Here is a 17,461-nt window from a genome sequence, read left to right on the forward strand (position 1 = left end):
GCGCCGGGTCGGGCTACCCGGCGCTCACTGTGCCTCCGCCTGCTTCGCAACGGCGTCGATCGCGGCGAGCGACCTGCGCACCTGATTGCGGTCCGTCGTGTACCAGAAGTCCGGCAGCGACGCCTTGAGATATCCGCCGTACCGTGCGGTGGCGAGCCGCTGGTCCAGTACGGCAACCACGCCCCGGTCCCCGGACGCGCGCACGAGACGGCCGGCGCCCTGGGCCATGAGCAGGGCCGCGTGGGTGGCGGCAACGGCCATGAAGCCGTTGCCCCCGGCATCCTCCACCGCTTTCTGCCGGGCGCTCATCAGCGGGTCGTCGGGGCGCGGGAAGGGGATCTTGTCCATGACGACCAGCTGACAGCTCGGTCCCGGGACATCGACTCCCTGCCACAGCGACAGTGTGCCGAAGAGGCAGGTCGCGGGGTCGGCGGCGAAGTTCTTGATCAGCTCGCCCAGGGTCTCCTCGCCCTGGAGCAGAATCGGGTGCTCCGGGATGCGGGAGCGCAGCTCTTCCGCAGCCTGCTGCGCACCCCGCATCGACGAGAACAGACCGAGGGTGCGGCCTCCGGCCGCCTGGATGAGCTCGGTCAGCTCGTCCAGCATGTCGCCGCGCTCGCCGTCCCGTGCGGGGCGCGCGAGATGCTTGGCGACATACAGGATGCCTTGCTTGGGGTAGTCGAAGGGCGAGCCCACGTCGACGCCCTTCCACTGCGGCAGATCCTCGCCTTCGGCGCCTTCGGGGCCCAGCCCCAAGGAGGCGCCGACGCCGTTGAAGTCGCCGCCCAGCTTGAGGGTCGCCGAGGTGAGGACGACGCTGCGGTCCGCGAAGAGCTTCTCTCTGAGCAGCCCGGAGACCGACATGGGGGCGACCCGCAGCGAGGCACCGAAGCGGTCGTGGCGCTCGTACCAGACCACGTCCCACTCCGAGCCGTTCAGGACGCGCTCCGCAACGTCGTGCACCGTCTCCACCGAGGCGAGGGCCTGTTTGCGGACCGCGTCCTCGTCCTGGACCGACTTGTCACGCGTCGCGCCGATCGCCGAAATGACCGTACGGGCCGCGTCTCGCAGCGCCATCAGGGCATATCCGAGGTCTTCCGGGATCTCCTCCAGTCGGCCGGGCAGGGCCAGCTCCATCAGGCGCTCGAAGCCCTCGGCGGCCGTCTGGAGCTGGTCGGCGGCCTTCTCGTTGACGAGCTTGGCGGCCCGGCGCACGGCACGGTTGACCTGGCCGGGCGTGAGTTCGCCGGTCGCGACGCCGGTGACGCGGGAGACGAGTTCGTGCGCCTCGTCCACGATGAGCACCTCGTGCTGCGGCAGCACCGGGGCGCCCTCTATGGCGTCGATGGCAAGGAGTGCGTGGTTCGTGACGACTACCTCGGCGAGCTTGGCGCGCTCACGAGCCATCTCGGCGAAGCACTCGGCGCCGTAGGCACACTTCGACGCGCCCAGACACTCCCGGGACGACACGGACACCTGCGCCCAGGCACGGTCGGAGACGCCGGGCGTGAGGTCGTCGCGGTCGCCCGTCTCGGTCTCGTCCGCCCAGTCGCGCATCCGCAGCAGGTCCTGGCCCAGCTTGCTGGTGGGCGCGGCGGCCTCGAACTGGTCGAAGAGCCCGTCCTCCTCGTCCTGCGGCATGCCCTCGTGCAGGCGGTGCAGGCACAGGTAGTTCGACCGGCCCTTGAGCATGGCGAACTCCGGACGGCGCCGCAGCAGTGGGTGCAGGGCGTCGACCGTGCGCGGCAGGTCCCGCTCCACGAGCTGGCGCTGCAGCGCCAGCGTGGCCGTCGCTACGACCACTCGCTCCCCGTGCGCGAGCGCGGGCACGAGATAGCCGAGCGACTTTCCGGTGCCGGTGCCCGCTTGGCACAGCAGGTGGGATCCGTCGTCGATCGCCTCGGCGACCGCTTCGGCCATGGTCACCTGGCCGGGGCGCTCCGCACCGCCGACGGCTGCGACGGCGGCATGCAGGAGTTCGGGGAGTGAGGGCTTCGTCATAGCCCGACCACCCTACGGCCCGGCACTGACAAACGGGCGATCAAGGCTGGGACGAGGGGTGGGATCACCGACGGGGCTCCAGGGTGGGACGGGTGTGCGGGTGGCTCCGGACGGAGCGGACGACTGTGAGGTGGCAAGGGCGCCCGTGGCTTTCGGACCGTGCGGGTGGCTGCACGATCTTCGGCCGCACGATGTGGGGCAGGCGCTCGGCGAGTGGCTACGAGATCCGGGAACCGATCGGCGTCGAGGGCCCGGGAACCCTAGCCGGTCGCATGTCGGCGGCGAGGAGCCGGGAACTCGGGCGGAGCGCCATTCGTACTCATGGTGACGGCGCCACCACTCGGCGCTACATCAAACCGCGCAGGACTCGGTCCCGGATCATGAGGGCGGCCCGCTTTCTGGGCAGGTCGACCTCCGCCGCGTACCGGAAGCCGGCGCTGAGGAACGCGGATACGGAGGGGGTGTTGCGAAGATCGGGCTCCGCGACGACGCGGGCGCAGGCGGGGCGTCGGTCCAGGACCAGGTCGGCTACGGCTCTGAGCAGGGCGGATCCAAGCCCCCGCCCTCGGTCGCAGGCATCGCCGATGAGGAGGTGGATCCCGGTGTCGTGCGGACGGGCGGGATAGTGGCGGGCCAGCGGATCCAGGTCTGCCCTGTAGATCTCCCAGTAGCTCATGGGAGTGCCGTCCAGCAGGCCCACACACGGAACGCTGCGTCCGTCTCCGTCGAGTTGACCGCGCAGGTGGCTCTCCGTCCTGCTCAGGGGCCCGCCCAGCTCCCAGAACGCGGTGACGGTGGGGTCGTTCATCCAGCCGTGGACGAGCTGCAGGTCGTGCTCGACGCGCGCGGGCACCAGGTGGAAGGGACCCATGGGGGTGATGGTCGGTCCCCAGGTGCCGATGTGGTCGAGCAGGTCGTCCTCGGCCTCGGCACGGCGCACCTCACCTCGGCCGAACCTCACGGCGGCGACCCCGGCAAGCCCCTGTCCTGCGTCTCCTCCGGCGGTCTCCCCGTCGGCGGTCTCCGCGGCGAAGCGGGCGACGAACTCGTCGGGCAGGCGCAGGTCCAGCGTGTCCTCGCCGTCTCCGAAGGCGACGGTGTCTCCCGCGCCCGCGATGCCTTGGTGGTCTGGGCAGCCCGTATGGACGGGGACGGAGCCGGGGCTGGTGCCGGCGGTCGCGTCGGTGGGAGGCACGGTGCGTTCCTCTCAGGAGACGAAGGGGGTCGTGGTCCTCGGGGATGGAGGAAGACGGTGCTTCGTTCAGGAGTGAAGGGGGTTGGCGATGGTGACGTAGACGGACTGGGTGGCGACCGGACCGACGAGTTCGTCGAGGCCGTGCAGCCCGGTCAGCAGGTTGGCCTTGCACCGCAGAACGGGTGAGTCGAGCAGGAGACCGGGCAGCGAGCTGCGCAGGGGAGCGGGTCCCGAGGCGACGCCGGTGAGGAAGCGGCGGAACGCGGCGAGGAACAGTTGCTCGTCGGCGAGATGCTGAGAGCCGAACGCACCGATCAGTCCGAACACGTTGTTGATGGCGAGGTAGTAGGCGAAGCGTTCGTCGGTGATCTCGTCGGAGACGAACGTGTCGCTGTGCCGGCCGATACCGGGCAGCCTCGCATCGAGTTCGGGGCGTCGGGACTCGCGGAAGTAGTAGCCCTGGTTGTCGCGATAGCGGGCGCCGGCGGGCCAGCCGTCGCGGTCGAGCAGGAGCAGAGTGTTCTGCTGGTGGGCTTCGAGGGCGATTCCGGCCTCGCTGTCCAGCCACAGGACGGGCCGGACGACCTGCTCCAGGTAGCGCAGGAACCACTCCGCGGCGACGGCTCCGACGGGTCGGCCCGTGCGCGCGGCAAGCCGTGCGACGAGCTGTGCCAGCCGGGACCGGAACAGCGGAGTGCTGTGCGTCCCCGCGGGGTCGGCGCGTTGCTCGGCGAGGGGGCGCGGTGAGACGAGCCCGGCGACGCAGCTGACGTCGTCGGTCGGTGCGAACGGGTTGTGCCTGATCACGACATCGAGGCCGGGCACGGGCCGACCGTCCGGGTCGTCGACGGCGAGCCAGGCCGGGTCGCGGACGATGTCGAAGCCGGGGTGTGTGGACTGCCACTGCTTGAACAGCCCGCTGCGCAGCAGGCGGTGGACCTCGACGCCGCGATGGAGCTCCTTGCGCAGGTTCTGGCGCCGGGAGTTGGTGATGCGCAGGCCCAGCGAGAGCTTGAGCATCGCGGAGGCACCGGATCGGTGGACCGTACGTACGGAGGAGGTGGGATGCCAGGGAGTTCCGAGTGGACCGAGGTCGCGGAGCAGTCCGGCGTCGATCAGGGCGGCGACAGCCTCGCGGTGCCGGACCTCGCGTGCCTGCCAGGGGTGCACGGGCAGGGCTGCGTACCCGTCGGGCAGGGGCAGGGGCACTTCGGCGAGTCGTCGGGCGAGGTGGTGTGCGGCGACGGGTCGGCCGTGCTCGGTCCAGGCCGAGTCGGCCGCGATGAGAGAGGGGGCGACGGCCATCCAGTGCAGGGGGAAGGAGCCACGCAGCTCCGGTGAGTACCGCCGGGCTTCGGCCTCGGTCAGGCCCTCCCGGCTCTTGGGGGTGGGGTGCAGAGGGTGGCCGAGGAGGAGGGCCTGCTCCGCGCCGAGGAAGAGGTCGGGGCCGTCGGCGGGGTGTTCGCGCCGGTCGCGGATGAAGGTCGCGGTGCGGCGCAGGGAGTCGGCCACCCTGGCGGCGAAGTCTCCGCCGTCGTCGGTGCGGGCAGGGGTCGGGGTTGCGGTGGCGTCGGCCGTGTTGCCGGGCGTCTCCCTGGCGAGCAGACCTGCGAGGGTGACCGCGTCGACGGGTGGGGCCGCTTCGGGGGCGCCGGCGAGACGCGGTGGGCCGAAGCGGTGCCAGCCCGTCGGGGAGCAGTAGCGGACCGGCGCGATCAGGGCGGTGCCGCTGGTGGGGAGGGAGATGCGGAGCGTGGGGGTGGCGGGGGCGGCGAGGTTGGTCTCGCGCACCCAGCAGCGCAGGAGGTTCTCCACGGCGGCGGCCTGGGCGGCGGTGTGCGGATCGGGATTCTCCAGCGGGTCGGTGCCGGGCTCTTCCACCGGCGCGGTGCCCGGAGTGCGGCGCTTCTGCTGGGGAACCGACTCGGCGAGTGGCACGGGAGAGGGCTGGGTGCCGGAGTCGCCCTGGTCGTCGGGGCTGCCGGAACGGCCGTCGGGTGTGGGAGTGGCGTTCAAGACGGCTCCTCGGGGCTGGGCTGGGTCCTGTGCGGGTGGTTCTCGTCCTGTCGTCCGCTCGGTCGTCGAGCCGTCATCGGTGGAACGCCCGTGGCGGCGTCGGCGGGGATCCGCGTCGGGCGGGAGCTGCGAGGGGGCAGTCGGTGTGTGTGGGTGGTCGAGGAATGACGGTGTCGGACAGGAAGTCCTGGAGGGAGGTGCGGTCGAGACGGGGGGTGGCGCACGCTGTGTGGTGCTCGCAGGTCTCGGCGGTGGGACCGGCCGGGTGCGGCGGCTAGCCGGCCTGTTCGGGAGGGCCGTCGTGAGGGCGCTGACAGCGTCCGTGCTGCTGCTGATGCCGGGCCGCCGCGGCCACCGCGTCGGTCAGGCGGTCGAGTACGGCTGCCGCCTGCTCATCGCTGATGGTCAACGGAGGAAGGAGCCGTACGACGCCGGCGTGGCGACCGCCGAGCTCCACGATGAGGCCGCGGTGGAGGCACTCCCGTTGGACGGCCGTGGCGAGGCCGGGGTCGGCGGGGCGGGGGGTGCGGACGGGTTCCGCACCGCTCATCGGAACGCGGTGACCACGGGCGGCGGCGTTGGTGTCCGGTCCGGTCTCCTCGCCCTCGGGGTCCACCAGCTCGACCCCGATCATCAGGCCACGCCCACGGACATCCCCCACGCAAGGGAACTCTGCCTGAAGTGTGCGCAGTTGGGCCATCATCCGGGCGCCGAGGGCGGCGGCTCGTTCGGCCAGGCCGTTCTCGCGGACGTGGGCCAGGGTGGCGGTGCCCGCGGCCATGGCGAGCTGGTTGCCGCGGAAGGTGCCGGCGTGGGCGCCGGGTTGCCAGACGTCGAGGTCGTCGCGGTAGACGAGAACGGCCAGGGGGAGGCTGCCGCCGATGGCCTTGGACAGGACCATGACGTCGGGGGTGACACCGCTGTGCTCGACGGCCCAGAAGGCGCCCGTGCGGCCGACGCCCGTCTGGATCTCGTCGGCGATCAGCGGGATGGACCGGTCTGCCGTGACCTGCCGCATGCGGCGCAGCCAGTCGTCCGGCGCCGGGATCACTCCGCCCTCGCCCTGGACGGGTTCGAGGATCATCCCGGCGGGCAGCGGTACGCCCGACTTGGGGTCGTCGAGGAGGGACTCGCACCAGCGGGCGGCGAGTTCGGCGCCACGCGGGCCGCCGACGCCGAAGGGGCAGCGGTAGTCCTGCGGGTACGGCAGGCGGGCGACCCGTACGTCGCCGGCGCCGCCGGAGGCGGCCAGGGCTCCGGCGGTCATGCCGTGGTAGGCACCGGTGAAGGCGAGGATGCCGGTGCGCCCGGTCGCCGCCCGGACGAGTTTGAAGGCGGCCTCGACCGCGTCGGTGCCGGCCGGCCCGCAGAACTGGACGCGGGCGCGGTCGGCGAGCCCGGACGGCAGGGTGCGGAACAGCTCCGTGATGAAGGCGTCCTTGACAGGGGTCGCCAGGTCGAGAACGGAGAGTGGGGCGCCGGAGTCGAGGACCCGGCGGATGGCCTCCAGCACGACCGGATGGTTGTGGCCGAGGGCGAGGGTTCCGGCACCGGAGAGACAGTCCAGATAGCGGCGGCCGTCGGCGCCCTCGATGGTCATTCCCCGTGCCCGGACAGGCACGATGGGCAGGGCCCGGGCATAGGTGCGCGCAGCGGACTCACGCGCCGACTGGCGCCGCAGGATCCCGTCGTGCGCTGCACGCGCTCCCCCGTATGTGCCATCAGCCACCGATTCGGTCACGGCCACGGCTCGCTGTCCTCCCCGCTGTCCAGAGGCAAGTTGATCCGCGGGGCCGGGCACAGGCAGCAGGCCCCCCACCGCTACCAACCGCGAACGGACCGAGGGGTTACGGGTTAATTCGAGATCACTGCCCGTTGACAGGCTGATCGCTGCGCGGCGAGGACCTGAGGCGTCGCCCTGCACCGCAGCTTGCCGGGAGCTGTCGCCTGGCACCGCTGCTTGCCGGGAACTTCCGAGCCGACTGAGCGATGCGGGCCCGGCCGGATGCCGCGCGCAGTGCCAGGGGGGAGGGTGGGGCTAGGCCCACCGGCCGAGGGGCGTAGCGGGATACCGGGCGCAGGGCGGACGAACGTAGCTTCATCAGCGGCGGCCGGGCGAAAGGGGTATGAGCCAAGCGCTGGAAACAGAGCGATCGACGGTCCTCCTGCGCCGCGCCGTCTCCTCGTCCGTTGCGCCCCGGCGCCCCCCGACTGCCGGAGTCTCCCTCGTGGTCGTCGGCCCGACGCCGGTCGCCCCATGTGCCAGCCAGTCGCCCCGGCCGCCCCGGCCGCCCCGGCCGCCCCGGGGGATGTTCCGCGACCGTGACCGGCATCGGCATCGGCATCGGCGGCGCCACCCCCTCACCAGGCTCCGGGCTGCACGGGCTCGAACGACGGATGAAGGCGCTCGGCGGCCGCCTGGAGATCGACAGCCCGACCGGGGGCCCCACCCACATCTCCGCGGCCAAACCGTGCGTACTGCCGTATCCGACGATCTGTTGTTGCTCCGCGACGGGATGTTGTCGTCGGCATCGACGAAGGGAAAAGGCAGTTCTCGCGGATAATTTAAGGCCAGCCGGGTCGACGGGCCGATCGGCGCGGAAATTCGACCCCCGGGCGACCGTTGCGCGCCCCAAGTACCCGTTGACGATTTCGAAGTCGGGTCCGTCAGTTCATCGGACGATTCGCACTGTTGAGCCATTCAGCAGCCGTGGCGGGCCTGTCTTCACGGGACATCAGGAATGCGTTACGGAGAACCTGTCGCCACATCGCTCAGAACATGATTCCGGTCACACCGACCGGGAACACCATTCAGCCACACCCTCCCTCTCCTGGCCGGCCAGCTGGCTCAACTCCCCACCCCCCGTCGCTCAGTTTCAGCCCTTCCCGGCCGGTTCGCTCACCCCGGGGCGTCCACTTCACGGTCCTTTTCGGTCCCGATGCTCGATTTGTTCGTCCACGCGCAGACACCATCGGTCATTCGGCGCGATCTTTATCAACACCCGAATGTTTGAACGCGCAGGGCCGGAAATCGGGTGGGGCTAGACCCACCCCCCACGGGGCATAGCGGGATACCAAACGCAGGCGGGCCGACCGTACCTTTTCTAGGGTCGGGAGGTCCTGCCACAGGCCGGTCGACATGAGCGGGGCACCAAACAGACGCCGATGACGCCCATGCGAGCAAGCACACGAAAGGACGATCATGTCCGCAGTGATTGAGGTGCAGAATCTACACAAGAGGTACGGCGACCTCGTGGCGGTCGATGATGTCTCCTTCACCGTCGAGGAAGGGGAGATCTTCGGGATTCTCGGCCCCGGCGGCGCGGGCAAGACGACGACCGTGGAATGCATCGAGGGACTGCGCAACCGCGACGGCGGCGAGATCAGCGTGCTCGGTCTCGACCCCTGCCGAGAGCGGGCCGAGATCACCAGGCAGCTCGGTGTCCAGTTGCAGGAGGACCGGTTACCCGACCGGATGCAGGTCGCGGAGGCGCTGTCGCTCTACAGTTCCTTCTACCGCAACCCCGCCGACTGGCGGCACCTCATGGAAGCGCTGGGGCTCACCGCCACGGGCAGGTCCCTGTGCGGCGACCTGTCCGGCGACCAACGGCAGCGCCTCTCCGTCGCACTGGCTCTGGTCGGAAACCCCCAGGTTGCGGTGCTGGACGAGCTCACCACCGGACTGGACCCACAGTCCAGGCGCGAGACCTGGAAACTGATCGAGACCGTCCGCGACAGCGGCGTCACCATCCTTCTGGTCACCGACCTCATGGAGGAGGCCGAGCGGCTGTGCGACCGGATCGCGCTGATCGACAAGGGCCGCATCGCGCTCACCGGCACGCCGGCCGGGCTGGTCGAGCGGGTCCGGGCCGAGCAGCGCATCGAGTTCCGCCCCTCCGCGCCACTCAACGAGGCCCTGTTGGCGGAGCTGCCCGAGGTGAGCGGTGTCAGCCGCCGAGGCGACTACGTCGTGGTGACCGGCAACCACGATGCGCTGAGCACGGTCATCTCCCTACTGGCGCGCCACCAGATCACGCCCGAACAGCTTCACGTCGACCAGGCCACGCTGGAGGACGCGTTCGTCGCCCTGACCCACGAGCGCTCTGTCGCCCCCTAGACCACAGCAACCGGAACTCGCCAGGCAGCGCGAAGCGTCGGCCGGCTCCGATGGACAAGCGGGCAAGGGCGAGACCAGAGCCCGCATGATCGCCGTGCGGACCCTGGCCTCGCTCTTCCTCGTTGTCGCCGCTGCCGATGGGCCGAGCAGGACTGCGCCCTATTCGGGATTCACGATCCGCGCCCGCCTGTTCAACTCCTGGGCGAAGTCTTCCCAGATCTGCGAGTTGTGGCGGGAGAGCTGGATGATCAACTCGATACAGTGTGACGGCACCGAAGCGCAGATGTCCGTCATGTCCTTGGCGCCCAGCACGTTCTCCTTGAACATCCGCAGCAGCCGCCGGCCCAGCTCGCTCTGCCGCAACGACGGGTCACGCATGAGCTTTTCGAGGGTGGCGGTCGACGGTGGCCCCATCAAAGGCGGGGGCGGGACCGGCAGCGGATCCCTCGTCGGGGATTCCGTTTCCGCGCCGGCACTTCCCCCCTGGCTGGGGACGGGTTCCTCACCCCGTTCTAAGCGCCGCCGCACATCGAGTGCCGTCGCGGGGGAAACCCCGGCCGTCCGTGCCACCTGACGCAGCGAAGCCTCCGGGTTCTCCCGGATCAGCTCCGCCACACGCAGCCGCCCCTCTGCACCGTTCAGCGGACGGACCTTGCCGTCCCGCCCCACCCGGAAGTTCGAGTGCGGTACGGAGTCGGAGGAACGCCGCAGTTCTGCGACCGCCCGGGCTCCGAGCCCGGTCGACTTGGCGATGGCGCGGTCCGACATGGTGGGGTGCGACTTCAGGATGCGCAGCGCCGCCGCGGTGCGATCGGCCTGCGTCAGCGGGAGGCCGTGCTCGACGTTGGCCTCAACCGCCTTGAGAAAGGCATCCTCGCGACTGCCGTCGAAGAACTGGACGTCAATCGTCTTCTGCCCCTTGAGAGAGGCAGCCATCAAGCGGTGGATCCCATCGATCACCCGCATCGTTCTTCGATCCACCAATATCGGCGGCAACGAGCTCTCTATCGCCGCGAGCCTCAGTACGTGGACTTTGTCCTCACCCTTCAGACGCGGCGAATCACCGGGCAGGACCTGCAAAATGGGAACCGAGACTATCCCCGACTCATCATCCTGGCCTTCATCCACTTCAGTCGAAATTGTAGTGCGGCCGGCAAGGCCCATACTGCACCCCCATGACAACTACGACGAGTTATTTGCAGCAAAGAAGCAGTGGCTGCTTCATCCGACTCATGTCGTATGCCCTGGAACCCGCAAGGCACATCAGAAACGTCGCGTGGAAACCCCCCGTAAGCTCGAGATCCCCGCAAGTCAATAGCTGGTCAGGCTATTATTCAGATTGTTAGAATCTGTCCACCAGGCTAGCAGTCCATCACTCCTCCATGGAAGCTTCACCTGTGGATTTGCGACTTCTTTAACGGCTTACATTGAGACGTCCGGCGCTACGCTCGGTAGTTCTCCAGTCCTGGCGTTATGCTTATTTTTCTCAGGTCGTACCCAGCCGAACAAAACGGAACTGCAGGGAACAGGTCCGTGGCACTTGCGTGAACACCACAGGGCAAATATCGCCGAGGCTTGGCGATATCACCTGCGGGGTCATCCGGACGCAGCGATTCTAACCCGTTCAAGCCAAGCCGCGGGCGGCCCCGGGCAGGCGTGTCGCACAGAAGAGCGGCAAACCACCATGGCCCCACATCGAATCCCGGCCATGCGTTCTGGTCAGAGGGGCCGAAGGACACCGGGTTTGCCGAGATGGAGAAACTGTGGAGGTTCGATGAACGAGCACTTTCAGCCAGTTCTTCGCTAAGCCCGCTTCCGCGCATTCGAGGTCAGGCGTTCTTCGGGATCCGGGGGTATCGCTCGCGGAGTTTTCACGTCTGTCACGGACACGTGTCAGCAGGTTGGCGCCACGGTGCCGGCACAGGGCAGGCGATGGGCGGCGTACGAAGCAGCATGTGACCGCTGCACGCGCCGACCCGTGGGCCCGTTCCCGTGTGTTCGCCGGTCGTTGCTCCAGGGCCCGGGCACCGGGCACGGCGCTCAGCGCGGTCGGCAGCGGGGCGATCGCCATCACCTGCAGGTTTCCGCACGTCAGCCGCTGATGCAGGGCAATTCACAGCCGGCGCGGCCGGCCTCGATCACCGTGCCCACGGGCAAGAACGGCCCGTGCTCGGCTTCGTACCACGACCTCACGTGTGAAGACTCCCGCTGTGATCAGTGCCGTGTTCCTTGCGATAGGCGGCCGACGGGCCGACGACGGCCACAGGAGGATTCACGCATCGCATATGCGACGAGAAACGGGAGCCACGAGGACATCGGATCGCGGTGTTCAACCGCACCTTCTGTTCAACTGCGTGGCCGAAGGTGAGTGCTGCGCAGGTACGTTCAACCGTGGTGCCACGTCAGTTGAACAGCCGCCGCCGAACCGGCCGGGACGTGGCAGACGTGCGAGAACGCAGCGAAGCTCCGGTTTGTCGGGGCGACTCGGGAAAGTCACCCCGACAACCGGAGCTTCGCTGCGTTCGTGGCGGCCGCTCTCAGCGGTCCATCAACTCGTGTCGGCGGGCTACGCCTTGTCCGCTGCGCTCGCCTTCTTGTTGCTCCGCTTCTTGGCGGGCTCCTTCTCGGCGGCCGATCCCTCGACCACCTCGCCGACCACCACACGCGAGTCCTCGTCCGAGGCCTGCGGAACGGCCGGCACGGTGAGGCCGGGAACGGTGAGGTCCTGGACCTTCTTCACCGTCTCAAGAGCGGTTTCGATCGCCTCGGCCAGAGAGGGCGCAGCCGCGTCATCGAAGTCAATCTTCGTAACGGCGACATCTGCGTTGGTCGGAAGTGAATCGGTCGCGAAAGTCGCGTCGGCGAAACCGGCCTCCCGCAGGATTACCGACTCCTCATCGGAGATCTGCCTGCTGAGAACCAGGGAGAATTTGTGCCCCACGTACGTCACCTCTCATTGTCGCCACGTATTTTGGAACAGTAACCGGGTCCATGGGAACGACGCAACAGGCGGCCACATGCCCTCGTTGAGATAAGTACCATCAAGGCTCCTACGCGGTCGCCGTTCAACTGCAGCATTTTGCCAGTTGAGCACATAGCCGCAGGTAGGACGGGATCCGGTGTCCTTGCAGGCGTAACGGCAATTCGCTATGTTCTGGTTTCACTTAATGATCCGGTGTGACAACTTTCTGGAGTGGCATGTCTCAGCCTTCGCCCGGAGATGAACTGTGGTGCCGCCGATTTCATCCTGCCAAAAACCCGGCTGCCCGGCTGGTATGCCTTCCGCACGCAGGTGGGTCCGCGTCTTTCTACCTTCCGGTGGCGGCGGCACTGAGCCCTGATGTCGATGTCCTCGCCATCCAGTACCCCGGCCGGCAGGACCGTCGTACGGAACAGCCCATCGACGACCTGGCGATACTCGTGGACCGCCTGTACGAGGTGCTCCGACGTCAGCCGGAACTCCCCACCACGCTCCTCGGTCACAGCATGGGGGCCGTCCTCGGTTTCGAGCTGGCGCGTCGTCTTGAGGCCGACGGGCAGGGCCCGGTCCGGCTGTTCGCGTCCGGGCGCCGCGCGCCGTCGACGTACCGGGACGAGAACGCGCACCGCAGTGACGACGCGATCCTTGCCGAGGTCCGACGGCTGAGCGGAACCGCGTCGGCCCTGCTCGGTGACGAGGAGATGATGCGGGCCGCGATGCCCTCGCTGCGCGCCGACTACAAGGCGGTGGAGACGTACCGCTGCGAGCCCGGGGCCACCGTGGACTGCCCGATCACCGTACTGACCGGCGACAACGACCCCAAGACCACCCTGGACGAGGCGAAGGCCTGGACCCAGCACACGACGGGGTCGATCGATCTCCGTGTGTTCACCGGCGGGCACTTCTTCATCAGCGAGCGCAGCAGAGAGGTTCTCCAGGTGCTCGACCAGCACTTCCAGGACGAACGCACGCGCACCGCCGGCTGACGGTCCGCTCCGGCAGGGGCGGCCGACGCTGCCGTGCAGGTACACCGATGGCCCCACAACAGTCCGGCATGTGCGGGCGGTTGGGGGCCATCGGTGTTTTTGCACGCCCCGGCGGGCGGTCAGTGCGTCACATCGTCCTGGCGAGGCGGTCGGCGAGCAGCTTGGCGAAGCGCGCCGGGTCCGCCAGGTCGCCTCCCTCCGCGAGCAGCGCGGTGCCGTACAGCAGCTCGGCCGTCTCGGTCAGCTCCGGGTCGTCCGCGCGCGCCTCATGAGCGGACCTCAGCCCGCTGACCAGCGGATGCTCGGGGTTCAGCTCAAGGATGCGCTTGACCTGCGGGACCGGCTGGCCCATCGCCCGGTACATCTTCTCCAGGGTCGGCGTCATGCCGTCGACATCACTGACCAGGCACGCCGGTGAGTTGGTGAGCCGGGTCGTCAGCCGGACGTCCTTCACCTCGCCGAGCGTCTCGCCCAGCCACGTCAGCAGAGGCGCGTACGCACCGGACTTCTCCTCGGACAGTTCCTCCTCGGCGGGCAGGTCGACGGCGCCGCGCGCGACCGACTGGAACTCCTTGTCCTCGTACGCCTGCACCGCCTCGACCCAGATCTCGTCCACCGGGTCGGTGAGCAGCAGGACCTCGTACCGCTTGGCCTTGAACGCCTCCATGTGAGGGGAGTTCTCGACCTGTGCGCGGCTCTCGCCGGTCATGAAGTAGATCTTGTCCTGGCCGTCCTTCATCCGGGCCACGTAGTCGGCCAGGGTGGTCGGCTCCTCGGTGGCCGTGGAGGCGAACGACGCGATGTCGAGGATCGCCTTGTGGTCCTCGGCGCCACCGAGCAGGCCCTCCTTGACGGCCGGGCCGAACTCGCGCCAGAACGTGCGGTACTTCTCCTCATCGTTCGTCATGAGGTCCTTGATGGTGGACAGGACCTTCTTCGCGAGACGGCGGCGGATCAGCTGGATGTGCCGGTCCTGCTGGAGGATCTCGCGGGAGATGTTGAGCGACAGGTCGGCCGCGTCCACGACGCCCTTGACGAAGCGGAGGTGGTCGGGCAGCAGCTCCCGCGTGTCGTCCATGATGAACACGCGCTTGACGTACAGCTGAACGCCGTGGCTGCCGTCGCGCTGGAAGAGGTCGTGCGGGGCACGCGAGGGGATGAAGAGCAGGGCCTCGTACTCGAAGGTGCCCTCCGCCCGCATCTGGATGATCTCCAGCGGGTCGGTCCAGTCGTGGGTGACGTGCCGGTAGAACTCGTGGTACTCCTCGTCCTTGACCTCGGACCGCGGCCGCGCCCACAGCGCCTTCATCGAGTTGAGGGTGTCGTCCCCCATCCTGATGGGGAACGAGATGAAGTCCGAGTACCGCTTGACGATCTCCCGGACCTTCCAGTCCTCGGTGTAGTCGTAGAGCGCGTCCTCCTCGTCCTTGGGACGCAGGTGGACGGTCACCGACGTGCCTTCCGGCGCGTCCTCGACGGTCTCGATGGTGTACGTGCCGTTGCCGTCCGACTCCCAGCGCGTACCGGTCTCTTCGCCGGCCTTGCGGGTGAGCAGGGTGACGTTGTCGGCGACCATGAAGGTCGAGTAGAAGCCGACGCCGAACTGGCCGATCAGCTCGGCCGACTCCTTGTTCTCCCGCAGCTGGCGCAGGGTCTCGGCGGTACCGGAGCGGGCGATCGTGCCGATGAGTTCCACGACGTCGTCGCGCGACATGCCGATGCCGTTGTCCCGCACGGTCAGCGTACGGGCGTCCTTGTCGGTCTCGAGGGCGATGTGGAGGTCGTCGGCCCGGAGGCTGTCGTCCGTGAGTCCGGCGAGGCGCCGTTTGTCCAGGGCGTCGGAGGCATTGGAGATGAGCTCGCGCAGGAAGATGTCCTTGTTCGAGTAGATCGAATGGACCATCAACTGCAGGAGCTGCCGCGCTTCGGCCTGAAACTCCAGCGTCTCGGTGCTCATGGGTTCCCTTCTGTTCACGTGGTGCGTGCGAGCACGCGCACCATCGAAATCTGACACACCGACAACGGTACGGACAAGCGTCCCCGACCGGCCTGAAGCCGTGCACCGTCCAAGGCTCGGACCGTGCACGGCTTCGGCGTGCGGGTCGTGCGTCGGTGCAGATACGCCCTGGTCATCCGCCCTCTTGGCCGATCACCGCGAGGAGGTCGCCCTCCTGCACGGTGTCGCCGGGGACGACCTGGACCTCCAGGATTCGGCCATCGTTCTCGGCGAGGACGGGGATCTCCATCTTCATCGATTCGAGGACGACCAGCGGTTCGCCCTCGGCAATGGTGTCTCCGGCCGCGGTGAGCACCTCACTCACGACGGCGACGATCTCGGCTCGTACCTCTTCCACCACCGGCTCCCTGAGGTGCGCAGTTGCTTCGGTGACCCGTCACTCGGCCACGTAGGTGCTGTGGGTCCAGACGAAGACCCGCAGTTCGCGGTCGTCGACGAGAGCGGTCTCGGAACTGGCCTCGAAGTGCTCGTAGCGGTTGCCACGCGGAATCTTGACCTTGGCCGCGTCGAGATCCGCGAGGTAGTGCAGCCGGCCCTCACCCGCGATCACCGCGGCCGGGGCGCCGGTGAGGAACACGTTGGGGGCACCGTTGTCGTCCATGATCATCCTCACTCTCTGGACTGGGGTTCCAGCTTCTGTCCGGACTCTCACAGCGGGATGTTCCCGTGCGACCCGCGCCGGCAGGGCTCGGCGGCGAAGACCTCGGCCACCGCGGCCCGGGTCCGCGACGGGTCGATGACCTCGTCGATCACCCCGAGCGCGAGTCCCCGGTCGACACCGCCGGCGAGTCGTCTCTGTTCGTCGACGAGGCGGGCGCGCAGGTCGTCGCGCTCCGTTTCGGGTGCGGCGGCGAGCGCCTTGCGGTGCAGGATGCCCACCGCCGACTCGGCGCCCATCACGGCGACCTCGGCGTCGGGCCAGGCGAACACCTTGGTGGCGCCCAGGGATCGCGAGTTCATGGCGATGTAGGCACCGCCGTAGGACTTGCGGGTGACGACCGAGACGCGTGGTACGACCGCCTCGGCGAAGGCGTACAGCAGTTTGGCGCCGCGCCTGACGACTCCGCCCCACTCCTGGGCGACGCCGGGCAGATAGCCCGGCACATCGATCAAACTGAGCAGCGGGACCCCCATGGAGTCGCACAGCCGTACGAAACGCGCGGCTTTCTCCGCACTCAGCGCGTCCAGGCAACCTCCTTTGCGCAAGGGGTTGTTGGCGACGACGCCCACGGTCTGGCCGGCCAGCCGGCCGAGGCCGGTCACGACGTTCGGCGCCCACTTCGCATGGAACTCCTCGAAGGAACCCCCCTCCCCCGGTGCACCGTCCGGGTACCCGGGGTCGGCGTCGAGGAGCCCGGTCACGAGCGGCCGTACGTCGTAGGCCCGCCGGGGCGATGCGGGCAGCAGCGCCCGCAGGTCCCGGGCCGGGCCCACCGCTTCCAGGTCGGCCTTTCCGGGTACGGCGAGCAGGGAGGTCACCTTCCGGGCGCGCGCGCAGGCGTCCGCCTCGGAGTCGGCCACGATGTGCGTCACGCCGGACTTGCGGCCGTGGGCCTCGGTCCCGCCCAGCCCCTCCATGTCGATCTGCTCACCGGTCACGCTGCGCACCACGTCCGGACCGGTCACGAAGATCCGGCCGGCGGGCGCCATGATCACCACGTCCGTGAGCGCGGGCCCGTACGCGGCGCCGCCGGCGGCCGCGCCGAGCACCACGGAGACCTGGGGGATCCTGCCCGAGGCCCGGACCGTCGCGGCGAAGATCCGGCCGATCCCGTCCATCGCCTCGATCCCGTCGGCGAGTTTGGCGCCGCCGGAGTGCCACAGACCGATGACCGGGCGGTTCTCCCTCAGAGCGAGGTCGATGGCGTCGGCGATGCGGCGGCACTCGTCGAATCCGACGGCTCCGCCCATCACCCGGGCGTCCGTGCAGAAGGCGATGACCTCCACACCGTGGACCCGGCCGGACACCACCGCCGTGGTGATCGCGTCGCTGTCGTGCACGACGGTGAGGGTTTCCTCGTCCAGCAGCCGTGCCAGTCGGGTCAGTGGGTCGCGCGGGTCGTCCTCGGCGTGGGCCGCGCGACCGCGCGGCTCGCCCCCGGTGCCCGACGGCCCCGGCGGGGCGACTGTGGGCAGCTCCGTCATGGCA

Annotated in this window: 12 protein-coding genes; 2 read left to right on the plus strand and 10 right to left on the minus strand. The window is 68.9% G+C overall.

Annotated elements, in window-relative coordinates; all coding sequences use genetic code 11:
- Nucleotides 1–24: 24 nt before the first annotated feature.
- The 4 genes from AB0H32_RS28245 to AB0H32_RS28260 form a co-directional block, all read right to left on the minus strand.
- A complete protein-coding gene (locus AB0H32_RS28245; protein WP_361125735.1) occupies nucleotides 25–2,001 on the minus strand; it encodes an ATP-dependent DNA helicase in 1,977 nt (658 codons plus the stop codon).
- Nucleotides 2,002–2,347: 346 nt separating this feature from the next.
- Entirely contained in the window at nucleotides 2,348–3,196 is an 849-nt protein-coding gene (locus tag AB0H32_RS28250; protein WP_361125738.1) for a GNAT family N-acetyltransferase, read from the minus strand.
- A gap of 66 nt (nucleotides 3,197–3,262) precedes the next feature.
- Nucleotides 3,263–5,077: an IucA/IucC family protein gene (locus AB0H32_RS28255; protein WP_361125807.1), complete on the minus strand. Its 1,815-nt coding sequence runs from the start codon at nucleotides 5,075–5,077 to the stop codon at nucleotides 3,263–3,265.
- 409 nt (nucleotides 5,078–5,486) lie between these two features.
- Nucleotides 5,487–6,959 (minus strand): diaminobutyrate--2-oxoglutarate transaminase family protein, encoded by a 1,473-nt coding sequence (locus tag AB0H32_RS28260; protein ID WP_361125741.1) that lies wholly within the window; start codon nucleotides 6,957–6,959, stop codon nucleotides 5,487–5,489.
- Between the two features lie 1,455 nt (nucleotides 6,960–8,414).
- On the opposite strand from AB0H32_RS28260, the gene AB0H32_RS28265 reads away from it, so the two are divergent.
- Nucleotides 8,415–9,329 (plus strand): ABC transporter ATP-binding protein, encoded by a 915-nt coding sequence (locus tag AB0H32_RS28265; RefSeq protein WP_361125744.1) that lies wholly within the window; start codon nucleotides 8,415–8,417, stop codon nucleotides 9,327–9,329.
- A gap of 159 nt (nucleotides 9,330–9,488) precedes the next feature.
- On the opposite strand, the gene AB0H32_RS28270 is transcribed toward AB0H32_RS28265, so the two are convergent.
- Both AB0H32_RS28270 and AB0H32_RS28275 read right to left on the minus strand, forming a co-directional pair.
- Entirely contained in the window at nucleotides 9,489–10,457 is a 969-nt protein-coding gene (locus AB0H32_RS28270) for a transcriptional regulator (RefSeq protein WP_361125747.1), read from the minus strand.
- Between the two features lie 1,438 nt (nucleotides 10,458–11,895).
- Nucleotides 11,896–12,270 carry a hypothetical protein gene (locus AB0H32_RS28275; protein WP_361125750.1) on the minus strand — a complete coding sequence of 125 codons (375 nt, stop codon included), beginning with the start codon at nucleotides 12,268–12,270 and terminating at the stop codon, nucleotides 11,896–11,898.
- A 257-nt stretch (nucleotides 12,271–12,527) separates the two neighbouring features.
- Between AB0H32_RS28275 and AB0H32_RS28280 the strand changes: the two genes are divergently transcribed.
- The gene (locus tag AB0H32_RS28280) at nucleotides 12,528–13,295 is read left to right on the plus strand and encodes an alpha/beta fold hydrolase (protein ID WP_361125752.1); all 768 of its coding nucleotides are present in this window, start codon (nucleotides 12,528–12,530) and stop codon (nucleotides 13,293–13,295) included.
- Nucleotides 13,296–13,422: 127 nt separating this feature from the next.
- Here AB0H32_RS28280 and htpG read toward each other — a convergent pair whose 3' ends face one another.
- The 4 genes from htpG to AB0H32_RS28300 all read right to left on the minus strand — a co-directional run bounded on the left by htpG (nucleotide 13,423) and on the right by AB0H32_RS28300 (nucleotide 17,457).
- The gene (gene htpG / locus AB0H32_RS28285; protein ID WP_361125755.1) at nucleotides 13,423–15,252 is read right to left on the minus strand and encodes a molecular chaperone HtpG; all 1,830 of its coding nucleotides are present in this window, start codon (nucleotides 15,250–15,252) and stop codon (nucleotides 13,423–13,425) included.
- Between the two features lie 172 nt (nucleotides 15,253–15,424).
- On the minus strand, nucleotides 15,425–15,649 hold the full coding sequence (locus AB0H32_RS28290) for a biotin/lipoyl-binding carrier protein (protein ID WP_361125758.1): 225 nt from the start codon (nucleotides 15,647–15,649) through the stop codon (nucleotides 15,425–15,427).
- Between the two features lie 39 nt (nucleotides 15,650–15,688).
- Nucleotides 15,689–15,913: a DUF5988 family protein gene (locus tag AB0H32_RS28295; RefSeq protein ID WP_361125762.1), complete on the minus strand. Its 225-nt coding sequence runs from the start codon at nucleotides 15,911–15,913 to the stop codon at nucleotides 15,689–15,691.
- 47 nt (nucleotides 15,914–15,960) lie between these two features.
- Entirely contained in the window at nucleotides 15,961–17,457 is a 1,497-nt protein-coding gene (locus AB0H32_RS28300) for a carboxyl transferase domain-containing protein (protein ID WP_361125765.1), read from the minus strand.
- Nucleotides 17,458–17,461: the final 4 nt, after the last annotated feature.

It is taken from the genome of Streptomyces sp. NPDC020362 (assembly GCF_040642095.1).
Taxonomy (GTDB): domain Bacteria; phylum Actinomycetota; class Actinomycetes; order Streptomycetales; family Streptomycetaceae; genus Streptomyces.

What these genes read in the sequence shown, in the direction of transcription:
- AB0H32_RS28280 (WP_361125752.1), top strand. Translation starts at nt 12,528, where the DNA reads ATGTCTCAGCCTTCGCCCGGAGATGAACTGTGGTGCCGCCGATTTCAT.
- AB0H32_RS28245 (WP_361125735.1), bottom strand. Translation starts at nt 2,001, where the DNA reads ATGACGAAGCCCTCACTCCCCGAACTCCTGCATGCCGCCGTCGCAGCC.
- htpG (WP_361125755.1), bottom strand. Translation starts at nt 15,252, where the DNA reads ATGAGCACCGAGACGCTGGAGTTTCAGGCCGAAGCGCGGCAGCTCCTG.
- AB0H32_RS28265 (WP_361125744.1), top strand. Translation starts at nt 8,415, where the DNA reads ATGTCCGCAGTGATTGAGGTGCAGAATCTACACAAGAGGTACGGCGAC.
- AB0H32_RS28300 (WP_361125765.1), bottom strand. Translation starts at nt 17,457, where the DNA reads ATGACGGAGCTGCCCACAGTCGCCCCGCCGGGGCCGTCGGGCACCGGG.
- AB0H32_RS28295 (WP_361125762.1), bottom strand. Translation starts at nt 15,913, where the DNA reads ATGGACGACAACGGTGCCCCCAACGTGTTCCTCACCGGCGCCCCGGCC.